This is a genomic window from Devosia sp. 1635, assembly GCF_013185955.1.
Taxonomy (GTDB): domain Bacteria; phylum Pseudomonadota; class Alphaproteobacteria; order Rhizobiales; family Devosiaceae; genus Devosia.
The window spans coordinates 347468-361566 of the sequence record NZ_JABAOM010000005.1 but is presented as its reverse complement, the minus strand read 5'-3'; the positions used below and the strand labels follow the sequence as shown (position 1 = coordinate 361566).

General features: G+C 63.8%; 13 protein-coding genes. 6 read left to right on the top strand and 7 right to left on the bottom strand.

The window, feature by feature from the left end; genetic code table 11:
* Nucleotides 1-111 precede the first annotated feature (111 nt).
* A complete protein-coding gene (locus HRU92_RS20905) occupies nt 112-1326 on the bottom strand; it encodes an ATP-binding protein (protein WP_172122437.1) in 1215 nt (404 codons plus the stop codon).
* A gap of 157 nt (nt 1327-1483) precedes the next feature.
* Between HRU92_RS20905 and ppk2 the strand changes: the two genes are divergently transcribed.
* Entirely contained in the window at nt 1484-2341 is an 858-nt protein-coding gene (gene ppk2 / locus HRU92_RS17955; protein WP_348983126.1) for a polyphosphate kinase 2, read from the top strand.
* A 93-nt stretch (nt 2342-2434) separates the two neighbouring features.
* Nucleotides 2435-3202, top strand: coding sequence for an N-formylglutamate amidohydrolase (locus HRU92_RS17950; RefSeq protein WP_349236670.1), 768 nt, complete (start codon nt 2435-2437; stop codon nt 3200-3202).
* A 9-nt stretch (nt 3203-3211) separates the two neighbouring features.
* On the opposite strand, the gene HRU92_RS17945 is transcribed toward HRU92_RS17950, so the two are convergent.
* The gene (locus HRU92_RS17945; RefSeq protein WP_172122436.1) at nt 3212-4684 is read right to left on the bottom strand and encodes a mannitol dehydrogenase family protein; all 1473 of its coding nucleotides are present in this window, start codon (nt 4682-4684) and stop codon (nt 3212-3214) included.
* Between the two features lie 158 nt (nt 4685-4842).
* On the opposite strand from HRU92_RS17945, the gene HRU92_RS17940 reads away from it, so the two are divergent.
* Complete coding sequence (locus HRU92_RS17940; RefSeq protein WP_172122435.1) at nt 4843-5751, top strand: sugar kinase; 909 nt, start codon at nt 4843-4845, stop codon at nt 5749-5751.
* Here HRU92_RS17940 and HRU92_RS17935 read toward each other — a convergent pair.
* From HRU92_RS17935 to HRU92_RS17925, 3 genes are read right to left on the bottom strand one after another with little or no spacing between them, the layout of a single operon-like run.
* The gene (locus HRU92_RS17935; RefSeq protein ID WP_172122434.1) at nt 5748-5927 is read right to left on the bottom strand and encodes a hypothetical protein; all 180 of its coding nucleotides are present in this window, start codon (nt 5925-5927) and stop codon (nt 5748-5750) included. The genes HRU92_RS17940 and HRU92_RS17935 overlap by 4 nt on opposite strands.
* Before the next feature lie 48 nt (nt 5928-5975).
* Entirely contained in the window at nt 5976-6521 is a 546-nt protein-coding gene (locus tag HRU92_RS17930) for a DUF924 family protein (RefSeq protein ID WP_172122433.1), read from the bottom strand.
* A 48-nt stretch (nt 6522-6569) separates the two neighbouring features.
* Nucleotides 6570-7490 carry a VOC family protein gene (locus tag HRU92_RS17925; RefSeq protein ID WP_172122432.1) on the bottom strand — a complete coding sequence of 307 codons (921 nt, stop codon included), beginning with the start codon at nt 7488-7490 and terminating at the stop codon, nt 6570-6572.
* 371 nt (nt 7491-7861) lie between these two features.
* Here HRU92_RS17925 and HRU92_RS17920 point away from each other — a divergent pair, with 371 nt between their 5' ends.
* Entirely contained in the window at nt 7862-8287 is a 426-nt protein-coding gene (locus HRU92_RS17920) for an organic hydroperoxide resistance protein (RefSeq protein WP_127752012.1), read from the top strand.
* A gap of 138 nt (nt 8288-8425) precedes the next feature.
* On the opposite strand, the gene HRU92_RS17915 is transcribed toward HRU92_RS17920, so the two are convergent.
* The gene (locus HRU92_RS17915) at nt 8426-10234 is read right to left on the bottom strand and encodes an ABC transporter ATP-binding protein (RefSeq protein ID WP_172122431.1); all 1809 of its coding nucleotides are present in this window, start codon (nt 10232-10234) and stop codon (nt 8426-8428) included.
* A gap of 630 nt (nt 10235-10864) precedes the next feature.
* Here HRU92_RS17915 and HRU92_RS17910 point away from each other — a divergent pair.
* On the top strand, nt 10865-12106 hold the full coding sequence (locus tag HRU92_RS17910) for an aminopeptidase (RefSeq protein ID WP_172122430.1): 1242 nt from the start codon (nt 10865-10867) through the stop codon (nt 12104-12106).
* A complete protein-coding gene (locus HRU92_RS17905; RefSeq protein ID WP_172122429.1) occupies nt 12097-12690 on the top strand; it encodes a YdcF family protein in 594 nt (197 codons plus the stop codon). The genes HRU92_RS17910 and HRU92_RS17905 overlap by 10 nt, the downstream gene beginning before the upstream one ends.
* A 5-nt stretch (nt 12691-12695) precedes the next feature.
* On the opposite strand, the gene HRU92_RS17900 is transcribed toward HRU92_RS17905, so the two are convergent.
* Nucleotides 12696-14075, bottom strand: coding sequence for an FAD-containing oxidoreductase (locus HRU92_RS17900; protein WP_172122428.1), 1380 nt, complete (start codon nt 14073-14075; stop codon nt 12696-12698).
* Nucleotides 14076-14099 lie beyond the last annotated feature (24 nt).

Genomic DNA, 14099 nt, shown 5'->3' with positions numbered 1-14099 from the left:
GAGGCTGCCTGGTAACCGCAGTTTTCCAGAGGCCAACGCCTCAATCCCTCTTTGCCAGAACCTAGTCCCTGCCCCGATTTCAGGCGGACAGACCTCACATCACGCCAGGTGTCAGGGCAGCAGCACGTCTACCCGCATGCCTTGGCCCAATTCGCTGCGGATGCTGAGTTGTCCGCGATGGCGGCTGACGATGTGCTTGACGATCGCTAGGCCAAGCCCGGTGCCCTTCCGCTTGCGGCTGGTTTCGGCATCGATGCGATAAAAGCGCTCGGTCAGGCGCGGCACATGCTCGGGCGGCACGCCGGGCCCATGATCCACAACGCTGACCATATGGGCAAAGCCAAGCTTGTTGGCGGGCAGCAGGACGACCTCCACCGTTTTACCGCCCGAGCCGTATTTCAGCGCATTATCGATGAGGTTCTCGAACACCTCGTAGAGCTGACCGCGATCGCCAATGGTTCGGGCCGGTCCTTCGGGCAGGCTGAGGACGATGTCGAGCCCGGCCGCTTCGGCCTGGGTTTGCAGCCCGTCGCGGACCTCGCGCAACAAGCCGGCGAGTTCGATGGTCCCTGTTGGCCTGATATGCTGGTGCATCTCAATGCGTGAAAGCGAAAGGAGGTCATCGACAAGCTTGCTCATGCGATCGGCCTGGCCGCGCATGATGCCAAGGAACCGCTCGCGCGCAGCCGGATCATTGGCTGCCGGGCCAAGCAGGGTGTCGATGAAGCCCAGCAGCGATGCCAAGGGCGTGCGCAATTCATGGCTGGCATTGGCGATGAAGTCGCTGCGCATGGCATCGACGCGCTTAAGTTCAGTCAGGCTCTGCACCGTCATGATCAGTTGCTGGGAGTGCTCGCCGGCGCGCAGCAGGGGCGCAATCACCACTTTGTCCCAGGTCTCGGAGGGCAACGTCTCGTGAATCTCGATGGTTTGAGCACGGCCGGTCCGTTGCGCCGCTTCAACCGCTTGCACCAGTTCGGGGTTACGCAGGGCCAGGGTCAATCGCTTGCCCACGGAAATCGCTGGAAAGCGGCGCTGCGCAGCGCCATTGGCGTGAACCAAGGTCGCGCGTGCATCGAGAACCAGGCAGGGGTCGACCAGCGCATCGGCAAAGGCGGCTACAGCAGCGTCGTCTTCCGCGGCTTGCGCAGCCAATGCAACGCTTGGGGCTGTTATCAAATCCGTCGGTCGCGCCGCGATGGGGAGACAAAGAATGGTTGCCGCCAGCACGGCAAAACCTAAACAGGCGCCCCACCAGGTCAACCCGCACCAGGTTACCAGGGCCAGCAGCACGCCCGCCACAACCACCAGCAGAATAGCGGGCACAGGTAATTTCGGCGCGGCCACTGTGCCAGCTGAAAGAACAGTTTGAGGAATGTTGGCGTCGTCCATTGGCTTTGGAGTACCGACCGCCCAAGTTTGGCGGCTCTTGCGTGCTAAATAATCTCTATAACACGGTCCACGTGACAGCGGAGCGACAAGATTGAGCGATCCATTCGACGACTTCGATATCGACAATCCCAAACTGCCAGAAGCGATCAAGAAGAACGCGATGCGCTCGGGTGGATACCCCTATGCCGACAAGCTCGACCTCGAGATCTACGAGGCGGAGATGTATGAACTCCAAAAGCAATTGGTGCTGCTGCAGGCTCATCTGCTGACGACGGCCGAGCGCGTCATGCTGGTGTTCGAGGGACGCGACGCGGCGGGCAAAGGCGGCACGATCAAGACTTATCTTTCCAATCTCAACCCCCGACACAATCTGATTGCGGCACTGCCCAAGCCCAATGATCGGGAAAGGACGCAGTGGTACTTCCAGCGTTATGTGGAATGGATGCCAGCGGGTGGCGAAACCGTGCTGTTCGACCGCTCCTGGTACAACCGGGCGGGGGTCGAACGGGTAATGGGCTATGCCACGCCCAAGCAAGTGGAGCACTTCCTCCAGGAAGCCCCCGAATTTGAGCGCCGCATCACCGATGACGGCATCCATCTGTTCAAGTTCTGGCTCTCGATCGGCCGGGAAATGCAGCTCAAGCGCTTTCACGACCGCCGTCACGACCCGCTCAAGGTCTGGAAGCTTTCGCCGATCGACATCGAAGCTTTGGGACGCTGGGAAGCCTATAGCGGGGCGCGAGACGCCATGTTCGAGCATACCGATGTGCCCCACGCCCCCTGGATGGTGGTGCGCTCCAATGACAAGCGCCGGGGACGGCTCAACCTCATCCGCACGGTGCTGCATCGGCTTGACTACGCCGGCAAGGATGTCGATGCGATCGGGCCGATCGATCCCCTGCTCGTGATGGACACCAAGTCCTTCATGGCCCTGGTGGACCAGCACTGATGGTTCAGAGGAATTCGGCGGTCGCTGCGTTGACAGCTTGCCCGAGGCTGGGGTTAGTGCGGCTCGCGAGCGGACCTGTTCGGGGGCAAAGTAGTGGTATCGTCCGATAAGGCCGTGGTGGTCACCAATGCGCGGGGCACATCGCCCTTCGTGATCGTGTGCGACCACGCTTCCAACCGCATTCCCGAACGCTATGGCGATCTTGGTTTGTCGCAGGTCCAACGGCTGAGCCATATCGCCTGGGATCCGGGGGCACTTGCCGTCAGCCGGGCCTTGTCCGACGCGCTCGACGCGCCCCTCGTGCAATCAACGGTGTCGCGGCTGGTGATCGACTGCAATCGCGCGCTCGATGCACCCGATTTGATCTGGACCTTGTCGGAAGCAACGCCGATCCTGGCCAATGGGAATTTGGATGAAGCCGAGCGGCAATTCCGGATCAGCCACTTCCACCAGCCCTATCACGCCTCCATCCACACCTTGCTGGAAGCGCGACGCCATGCCGGACGGGAAGCGGTTCTGGTTTGCGTGCATTCCTTTACCCCCGTTTACCACGGGGTAGCGCGACCTTGGCCCATCGGGTTGATCCATGGCAGTGACCAGCGCTTCACCCGGGCGCTCTATGACGCGCTCAAGGCCGAGGATCCCGAACTCAATGTCGGCTGGAACCTGCCTTATGCCGCCCAGAGCGGTGTGACCCTGACGCTGGAACAGCATGGCGACGGCCGGGGGCTTGAGTCCACGATGATCGAAATCCGCCACGACGAGATCCTCGAAGTGGCTGGCGTGCAGTTCTGGTCAGAGCGGCTGGCCCGCTGCTTGGTGGCAGCGCGCCAGCGGCGCAAAGGTGCGGTGCGCGGCTAGGCTAGCGGCTCAGCCTCGTACCACCTCGGCGACTGTCTGGGCAGCGCCGATTTCGTAGAGGCTGTCGAGATGAGCGAGCACTGCCGCACGGAACGCGGCATTGTCCGGCAGGTCGGTGCCGAACACCTCGCTGAGAGCGACCAGACCATCGAACAGCGCTTCGGGATCATCACCGGCATCAGCCGCGATCGCCATCATTCGCATGGCGAGCGGATCGCGCACATCGATGCTTTCGCCGCTTTCATCCACACCTGTGACATAGCGCATCCAAGCCGCAACCCCGAGCGCGAGCCGGGTGAATGGCTGGTCGGCCGCCAAGCGGTCGCGGATAGTGCCAAGCAGGCGCTGGGGCAGTTTCTGGCTGCCATCCATGGCAATCTGCCAGGTCCGGTGCTGCAAGGCCGGGTTGCTGAACCGCTCGAGCAACTGGTCGCGATAGGCGCCCAGATCCACGCCCGGCATGTGGAGCGTAGGCATGACTTCCTCGGTCATCAAACCACGGATCAGCGCGGCGAAAGCCGGATCGCCGACGGCGTTTGCGACATATTGGTGGCCCGCCAGAAAGCCCAGATAAGCCAAGGTAGAGTGGGAGCCGTTGAGCATGCGCAGCTTCATGCGCTCGAAGGGCTCGACGTCCTCGGCAATGGTAGCACTCGCCCGCTCAAACTGGGGCCGGCCAGCCGAGAAGCTGTCCTCGATCACCCATTGGGTGAAGGGTTCGGTCATGATCGGCCAGGCATCGGCAACGCCGGTCGCCGCCTCGATCATGGCGCGATCGGCGTCAGTCGTCGCGGGCACGATGCGGTCGACCATGGTGCTGGGGAAGCGCACATTGTCCTCGATCCAGCGCGCCAGTTCGGCGTCGCGCAGCGCCGCAAAGCGGGTGATGATGCGGGCGGTGGTGTGGCCATTGGATGGGAGATTGTCGCAGCTCATCACCGTGAACGGGGGCAGCTGCGACGAGCGGCGACGGGCCAGGGCTTTCACGATGATGCCGGGAGCCGAGCGGGGTTCGCTGGGATGGGCCAGATCGTAAGTGATGTCGGGATGATTTTCGTCGAGCTCGCCGGTGGCCGGGTCGTGGCAATAGCCTTTCTCGGTCACTGTCAGCGAAACGATGCGGATGGCAGGAGAGGCCAGGAGCGTCAGCAATTCCTCGCGCTGGGTGTTGGCATCCATTACGCTGAGGATCGAGCCGATGATGCGTGTGCTGGTGCCCGCCACGTCGCGCACGGCAACCGTATAAAGCCCATCCTGCGGCCCGAGTGCATCCTTGGTGTCGGGGCGGCGCAGGCTCGCGCCCACAATGCCCCAACTCGGGTCCTGAGCTAGCAGATCGTCGACATAGACCGCCATGTGGGCCCGGTGGAACGCGCCGATGCCGAGATGGACAATCCCGGGTGTCACCGCACCTCGATCGTAATCGGGCACACGGACGCCTTGTGGCGGATTGGCGAGCAAGGAAGCGTTCAGACGCGGCATCGGCAAGTAAACTCCTGTAAGCGGGCGCACCATAAGCAGCTTCGCGCTTGTATGGAAGATGGAGTTGAGCGCTTTCCAGCGGTGAAGCTGTCGCAGCCGCCCTTGCGGGGCGCCAGGCTTTTCGCCCATAAGCGAAGCCACAACAGGAGGGTTCAGCCTTGAGCAAGCGCTTCGTGAGCATCGGAGAATGCATGATCGAGATGAGCGGGGGCGAGGACCGGCAATACCGGCTCGGCTATGCCGGCGATACGCTCAACACCGCCTGGTATATGCGTGCGCTCCTTGAGCCTGAGTGGTCGGTGGACTACTTCACGGCGCTCGGCGAAGACCGCTATTCCGCCGATATCCGGGCGTTCCTTGAGCAGCACCGCATCGGCACCCAGCATATCGGCACGATCAAGAACCGGCGCCCGGGGCTGTATCTAATCCATCAGGAAGGCGGGGACCGGCACTTCACCTATTGGCGCGACCAATCGGCAGCGCGACTATTGGCCGAGGACAAGGGTGCTCTCCACGCCGCGCTCGAGGGCGCCAGCATGGTGTATTTCTCCGGTATCACGCTGGCCATCCTGCAGCCGCGGGCGCGGGGCCGCCTGCTGGGGGCTGTAGTGGCGGCACGTGAGGCGGGGGCGACTGTCGTGTTCGACACCAATCTGCGCCCGGCGCTGTGGACCAGCCAGCGCGTGATGGCGTCCATGCTGACGGCGGCCGCAAGCCTTTGCGACATCGTCCTGCCCACTCATGGCGACGAAGCGCCGGTGTTCGGTGATGCCAGCGTCGAGGAAACGGCAGAGCGCTATCTCGAGCTTGGTGTGGGAGAAGTGGTGGTCAAGGATGGTGGCAACCCCGCCCTGGTGGCGACGGCCAGCGAGCGGGTGAAGGTCGCGCCACCGCCGGCCGGGAGCGTGGTTGATGCGACGGGCGCAGGGGATTCGTTCAACGGCGCTTATCTCAGCGCCCGGCTGGCCGGCAAGGGCCTGCAGGAGGCGGCAGAGGCGGCGCACCGGGTCGCTGGCATTGTGATCGGGCAGAAGGGGGCGCTGGTCGACCCGGCGCTGCTCAGCTAGGTGCGGTCGCGGTCTTCGGCCTGGTAGGTCGCGCGGGTTGCAGCTTCCGTGACTGCCTTTTCGCCCGAGCTGCGATTGCGGTTGCGCATGATGCCGAACACCACGGCGAGCGCGAGGGCGATGACGCCGATGGTGAGCAGGATCAGCCAGATGGATGGGCCGGATTGAACTTCCATTATCGATCTCCTTTTGCGCTCAACGGAGCGAGGGAGAGCATGGTTGCGCTAAAACCTGCGATCACCCGCTTCGGCCATGTAGTGCTCTTCCTCGGGGGTGCTGGTGCGGCCTAAGGCCTTGTTGCGGAAGGGAAAGCGGCCGAAGCGCTCAATGGCGTGCAGGTGATCGAGCATGAACTGCAGCTGCTCGGGATCGCCCAGTGCCTGATAGAGGCGAACCCCTTCATGCTGGATGATGATGGACTCCGAATGCATGAAGGGCAGGTAGAGAAACGGCCGCCGGATGGCTTCCACGGCATGGTCGGCATCTAGCGCCAGGGCTTCTTGCGCCAGAGCTAAGGCCATGGAATCCCAGGCGAAAGCCTGGCCAGTGCCGCGATGAAGCTGGCGCGAGAACTGGTCGAGCACGATGATCTCGGCGAGGCGCCCGGCGGGGCTGTGCCGCCAGGTCCAGGCTTCTGCCTTGCCGACCCGGGCGTGGGTGTCGGCAAAGCTCTCGCTGAGGGCAGCATCGAACTCGGGCTTGCCGCCAAACCAGTCGTCCGGGCCATGGTCGACGAACCAGAATTGCAGCACGTCATCGGCGTTTTTCATGGTTCTGCCACCTTGATGAACGGGTTCTGAACGCCTGTTCACCAGGGCTCAGCCAACCACAATATGCACGCGGTTGCCGAATGGGTCACGCGTTTCGATGCCACCCTCGATCGGGGCGATCGCAGCGCCCGAATTTTGCAGCCGCCCTTCAACAGCCGCGAGGGTCGCCGCATCCGGCACGATGATGGTGAACCAGCGCAGGCCGGCCGAGCCGGGCGGCGGCAGCACGGCATCGGGACCCGACCAGATGTTGTAGGCCAGGGTATGGGGCATGTAGTCGAGCCCGACATCGCCCATGCCAAAGGAATGGATCAAGAGGAACCCGGCAAAGCCGATGACGTCGCGGTAAAAGGTGGTGGCGAGGTTGAGGTCGGAGACATGCAGATGGATATGGCCGATCCGGGTGCCGGCCGGCATCGACTGCTGCGGCAGTGGGTTGGGGCCGAGTTCATCAGCCAGCAGAGCGCGCAGATCGATGGGGTCGCGGCCCGAATGGGGCTGGCCATCGGCGGTGACGGCATAATGACCCTGATCGGGATGGCCGAGCGTGCCGCGCCAGGGCGTCTCGAAGGTGATCTCGATGCCATTGCCGTCGAGGTCCCAGAGATAAATGGCTTCGGACACCAGATGGTCGGTGGGCGCGATGCGCACATTATGGGCGAGCGCGCGCAGGGCCAGTTGCGCGAGGTCGGCGCGGCTGGGGACGTGGATGGCCACATGATAAAGCCCGATCGTGCGCGCCACGGCTGGCCGCAGGGCGCCGGTTTCGAGCACGATGAGGGGCTGGTCCCCTGCCCCCAGCACCAGCGCATTGCCGGTTTCCGACAGCAGGCGCAGGCCAACAACGTCGCGCCAGATGGCGAGGGCCTTGGCGCGGTCGGTGACCGCAAGATGGACGGGACCCAGCCGCGTCGTCAGCGGCAGGAGGGGCTGGGAGCGAATATCGGTTTGAACGCTGGCGTCGATCATGGTCGGGCCTTTCGGAGACGGGGATGGCTGATTGTCCCCCTTGATATAGAGCCCCCGCATTGTTCCAACCATCGGGCGCGAGGCGAAGGCATTGTTCGCTGGAGCGGGTGCAATGGGGCTCAGCTCCGGGAAGCTCCGGTGTGATGACACGACGACCCCCTCCCTCGGTCCCTCCCCTCAAGGGGGAGGGACGGCAAGGCCTCAGCAATGGTGCAGGTAGCTTCGGCCGGTTGAGGCCTTCCTGCCGCCGATGCGACCATATTAGCGATCGAGGCGTTCAATGAGACGTAACCAAGCCCGTCAAAAGCCTTGCAACGGCAAGCACTGGACAGACTAAGCTTGGGGCTCGACCCAGCAAAGGATCAAAAGCAATGACGAAGATCATGTACACCGCCCGCGCCACTTCCACCGGCGGCCGCTCCGGCCACGGCGCGACCGATGATGGCGTGCTCGATGTGACGCTGACCACACCCAAGGAACTGGGTGGCGACGGTGCGCGTGGCACCAATCCCGAGCAGTTGTTTGCCTTGGGCTATTCGGCCTGCTTTCTGGGCGCGATAAAGGGTGCGGCGCGCAAGACCAAGACCCCGATCAGCGAGGATTCGACGGTGACGGCGGAAGTCAGCTTCCGGGACCGCGAAGACGGTGAGGGTTTCTGGATCCAGGCGGCGCTCAAAGTGCACCTGCCGGGGCTCGACAAGGCCACCGCCGAGGATGTGGTGCAGCGCGCCCATGTGATCTGCCCTTATAGCGAAGTGTCGCGCAAGGGTTTTGAGGTAACGCTCGAAGTCGAGTAGTTTTGAGTTTTGAAGGGGTGTGGGGCGATGAGGTTTGGGCCTCTCGTTCCCCCCACCCCGTCCCTCTCCCGAGGGGAGGGTGACGCTCCCGATCAGCGGTGATCGACCGCTTGGAGCTGGGTGATTGCCGCGCTTTCCTCAGGCGATCTTGAGGCCTTTGGTGAGTTCGAGGGCCTGGCGTTCGAAGAGACGGCGGTAGATGCCGGCTTTGAGGGTGATCAGCTGGTCGTGGGTGCCTTCCTCGACGATGCGGCCCTTGTCGAAGACGAGGAGGCGATCGAGGGCGCGTACCGTTGAGAGGCGGTGCGCGATGACAAGGGTCGTGCGGCCGACCATCAGGCGTTCCATGGCCTGCTGGATCAGCACTTCGCTTTCGCTATCGAGGCTCGAGGTCGCTTCATCGAGGATGAGGATGCGCGCATCGGCGAGGAATGCCCGAGCGATGGCCACGCGTTGGCGCTCGCCGCCCGAGAGCTTGACGCCCCGCTCGCCCACCATGGTCTCGTAGCCCTTGGGCAGGTTCATGATGAAATCATGGGCGCTGGCCTGGCGGGCAGCCTGCTCGATCTGGGCGCGGCTGGCACCGGGACGGGCATAGGCGATGTTTTCGGCCAGGGTGCGGTGAAACAGGATCGGCTCCTGCTGCACAATGGCGATCTGGCCGCGCAGCGAGGATTGCTGCACGTCGGCGATGTTTTGCCCATCGATGCGAATGGCGCCCGAATTGACGTCATAAAGGCGCTGGATCAGCTTGACGAAAGTGGTCTTGCCCGAGCCCGAATGACCCACGAGACCCACCCGTTCGCCCGGCGCGATCTCGACCGAGAAATCGCGGTAGAGCGCAGTCTGGTGCGAACCGTACTGGAAGGTGATGTGGTCGAACTCAATCGCACCCGCAGTGATGCGGATGGGTCTGGCGCCCGGCTTGTCGTCGATACCGAGCGGCTCGTGATTGAGACGCACCAGTTCTTCCATGTCGTTGACCGAGCGCTGCAGGTTGCGGATGTGCTGGCCGACATCGCGCAGATGCCCCTGCAGCACAAAGAACATGGTGAGGACAAAGGTGATGTCGCCCGGCGAAGCGGCGCCCTGGCGCCAGAGCAGCAGGGCCGTGCCGAGGACCGCGGCCTGCATCAGCGCCATCATGGCGCCCTGCACGCCGCCATTGATCGTGCCACGCGTCCAGACCCGGCGGGTGCGCGAGCGCCATTTGGCGACGACACTTTCAAGCCGGCGCTCCTCGCGCTCCTCGGCGCCGAACGCCTTGACCACCGAATTGCAGCTGACCGCGTCGGCCAGCGCGCCGCCCATACGGGTATCCCAGGCATTGGCAAGGGCGCCGGCGGGAGCCACGAAATTGACCGACATCAGCACGGTAACAGTGACAAAAATGATCGAGCCGATGCCGACGACAAGGCCCATGACCGGCCAGGCCAGGCCCAAGATGACGGTGGCGCCAATCAGCATCAGCAGCGAGGGCCAAAGGGCGACCAGCAGCGTATCGTTGAGCAGATCGATGGCGCCATTGCCCCGCGTGATCTTGCGCACGGTGGAGCCGGCAAAGCTGTTGGCGTGCCAATCGGTCGAGAAGCGCTGCACCCGATGAAAAGCGGTGTTCACCACATTGCTCATGATGCGCAGGGTGAAGGGAATGATGTTGAAGTAAACGAGCTGGCGCAGCACGACCGAGCTCAGATAGAGCCCGACCATGGTCCAAAAGGCGATCACCGCCGTCCACCAGAAGCTCTCGTCCTGCCCCGAACCCGAGGCCACGGCATCAACGAGGCGCCCGGCAAAAATGGGGGTCAGCGCTTCGGCCAGCGTTGCCAGCAGAACGAGGGTCGCGATGGTGGCGATGCGCCAGGGCTGGCCCCGCCAGTGGGCAAAGGTGAAGCCGAGCACGTCGCGAAAGGCATCGGCGCGGAAAGGAAGCTTGTTTGACGACATTGGGGGTTTCCGGCGGCGTTGGCGCACCGGTCCTCGATGGCAATGGGAAAAACGCACAACCGGAAGGGCTTAAAGGCCCCGGGGCAAGACATGAGGTTGTGGCGGAATAAGCGGCGCCGCGAGGGGCAGCCCGGGCAACGCCTAAACTAGCGTCGACCCGATGGGGAAACGGTGATCGATACTGTCATGCAACGCCTCCCTGGCCCGGAACAGGGGATGGTTCTTAGAGGAAGAGCCGCGTTTTGCCAAGAGCCAAAACTCACGCCAATGTGAGGGGTGGCAAGGTGAGGGGCAAAAAAACAACGGCGCGGCTTCCGGGAAGGGAAGCCGCGCCGCTGGTCGGGTGGGAGTGCCGGGGGCTCGATACAGAGTGCCCAGCCGAGAAAATCAGATCGTGTCGGTGGTGTATTCGCCATAAGCCAGGGCTGCCATGAAGGCTGCGAACATGGCAACAATTGCAGCGACGATGAGAATGGTCATTTCCGGCTCTCCGTTGTTTCTGGAGAGGGTTCTAGCCCCGGCGGGAGATGCGCTTCTTGATCTAGATCAAACGGAGTAGCGTTTTGGCTGGCCGGGCGCGGTGGGAGCGGGTAGTTTGGCCGCTGTTGTTCACTGCTTCGGTTTTATTCCATGACCACCAATGGCCCCATCGATCCCGTCAAGCTCGACAAACTGGCGCAAGTTGCCATCAAGGTGGGCCTGCAGCTGCAGCCCGGCCAGGACCTGGTGATGACGGCGCCGCTGAGCGCGGTGCCGCTGGTGCGCCGGATCACCGAGCATGCCTATAAGGCAGGCGCCGGGCTCGTGACCACGATCTATGCCGATGAGGAAGCAACGCTCGCGCGCTACAAATACGGCAATGAGGCGAGCTTTGATCGCGCCGCGGGCTGGCTCTACCAGGGCATGGCCGATGCCTTCAAGAACAACGCAGCGCGGCTGGCGATCTCAGGCGACAATCCGATGATGCTGGCGGGCCAGGATCCCGACAAGGTGGGCCGGGCCAATCGCGCCAATTCGGCGGCCTACAAGCCGGCGCTGCAGCTGATCACCGGCTTCGACATCAACTGGAACATCGTGTCCTATCCGGGCGCGGCCTGGGCCAAGCTGGTGTTCCCCCATGACAGCGAGGAAGTGGCGGTGAGCAAGCTCGCCGACGCCATCTTTGCCGCGAGCCGCGTCGACCAGCCCGATCCGATCGCCGCCTGGGCCGAGCACAATGCCAATCTCAAGCGCCGCTGGACCTGGCTCAATGGCAAGGCGTTTTCGGCCCTGCATTATACCGGGCCAGGCACCGATTTGACGGTGGGCCTTGCCGATGGGCATCGCTGGAAGGGCGGCGCCTCGGAAGCCAAGAACGGCATCACCTGCAACCCCAATATCCCCACCGAAGAAGTGTTCACGACGCCGCACCGCATGCGCGTGGATGGTTATGTGGCGGCGACCAAGCCGCTGTCGCATAATGGCGCGCTGATCGAGGAGATGCAGGGCCGGTTTGAAGGCGGGCGGCTGGTGGAGCTCAAGGCATCCAAGGGGCAGGATATCTTCAACAAGGTGCTCGACACCGATGAGGGCGCTCGTCGCTTGGGTGAAGTGGCGCTGGTGCCCCATTCCTCGCCGATTTCGGCGTCGGGGATCCTGTTCTTCAACACGCTTTATGACGAAAACGCTTCCTGCCATATCGCGCAGGGCCAGTGCTATTCGGATTGTTTCGTGGGTGGCAAGGATTTGAGCCAGGAGCAGATCAATGCCCAGGGCGGCAACAGCTCCAATATCCATATCGACTGGATGATCGGCTCGGACAAGATCGACATCGATGGCGTGCATGCCGATGGCTCGCGCGAGCCGGTTATGCGCGGGGGCGAATGGGCCTAGCCCGGCGCGTTTACCGCGCCATCATCGCCGCAAGCCTCTTGCTGGTGCTGGTGTGCGGCGGCATGGCTTTCGATATCTGGCGCTATGGCGAAGCGAGCTCGGCCGAGCCCGCTGACGCCGCCTTGGTGCTGGGGGCAGCGGTGATCGGGGAGCGGCCGACGCCGGTGCTCGAGGAGCGGCTGCGCCATGCCCAGGAGCTGCACCAGCGCGGGCAAGTCAGACAGATCGTGGTAACGGGCGGCCTCAGCCCCGAGGATGATTTGACCGAGGCAGAGGCCAGCCGGCGCTGGCTCGTGTCGCGCGGCGTGCCCGAGGGCGATGTTGTGCTCGAGGATCAATCGCGCACGACGATCGAGAACCTCGCCTTTGGCAAGGCGGTGCTGGAAGCGCATGGGATCGGCAGCGTGTTGATCGTGTCGGACCCCATCCATATGCGCCGCGCAATCATGATCGCGGACCGGCTGGGCGTTATCGCCAGACCCTCGCCGACGCCCACGACGCGCTATCGCAGCTGGCAAACCCAGGTGCCGTTTTTGGCCAAGGAAGTGTGGTTCATGGCGCAGTATCTCGTGACGGGGATGTAGCGGGGCTAATCCAGCGGCTTGAGGCCGGCAAGGAGGGTCGGCAAGAGTTCGGTGACGGTGGGGTGGATGTGCATCGTCTGCGTCATCGAAGTGTAGGGCAGATCGCCGGTCATCAGCTGCAGCAGCGATTGCACCACCTCGTCGCCGCGGATGCCGAGGATCGCGGCGCCGAGGATGCGCTGGGTTTGCGCATCGACAAAGACCTTCATCAGCCCCTCGGTTTCGCCGCGCTCGCGGGCGCGGGCGACCTTGCTCATGGGCATGGTGGCACTGAGCACCGGGCGGCCGAGCTTGCGCGCTTCGCTTTCGCCGATGCCGATGCGTCCCAGGGGCGGGTCGATGAAGAGGCCGTAGACGGTGGTGCGGCCGGCAATGGAACGGGTGCCGCCATCGAGGAGGTTGTCGGCGACGATCTCGAACTCGTTGTAGGAGGTATGGGTCCAGGCGCCGCGGCCGTTGATGTCGCCCATGGCCCAGATGCCGGGTACCGCCGTGCGCAGGTGATCATCGACGGGAATATAGCCGTGCTTGTCGGCTTGGAGGCCGGCGGCGGGGAGGTCGAGGTCTTCGCTGTTGGGGGTGCGGCCGAGCGCGAGGAGGAGATGACTGCCCGAGAGCGTGTGCTCGCCATCGGGGCCGCGCAGGGAAAGGGCGATGCCGGGGCCGTCAGGACGGACGGACTGCACTTCCGTGTCGAGGAGGAACTGGACGCCGTCGCGCTCGAGGATCTGGCGGATGGCGGCGGAGATGTCGGGGTCTTCGCGGCTGGCGGGACGGTCGCCGCGGGCGAGGATCGTGACCTTGGCGCCAAAGCGCGCATAGATCTGGGCAAACTCGAGCGCCACATAGCTGGCGCCCGCAATCACCAGATGCTCGGGGAGCGTATCGAGCTCGAGGATGGTGGTGTTGGTGAGATAGGGCACGTCCTTGATCCCCGGCCAATCGGGGATGCTGGGCCGGGCGCCGGTGTTGATGAAAAGGCGCGGGGCGGTGAGGCGGCGGTTGTTGACCTCGATCTCAGTGGGCGAGACGAAGCGGGCGGAGCCGGTGATGAGTTCGAGCCCCTCCGTGTTGCCGAGCCAGTCGGTCAGGCTTTGCACGGAAGCATTGACGACCTTGTCCTTGCGCGCCTTGACCGCCCGCATGTCGACGCGGACCGGGCCGTCGAGCACGACACCATAATCGACGGCATGGCGGGCCATCCAGGCGGCGCGGGCGCTGGCGACGAGGGTCTTGGTCGGGGTGCAGCCATCATTGACGCAAGTGCCACCGAGATGGGTGCGCTCGACCAGGGCCGTCTTGTGCCCGGCCTCGGCGAGCCGCGCGGCCAGGAACGGTCCGGACTGGCCGGCCCCGATGATGATGGCATCAAACTGCTCGGCCATGGGAACCCCCTTGCTGCCCATCAG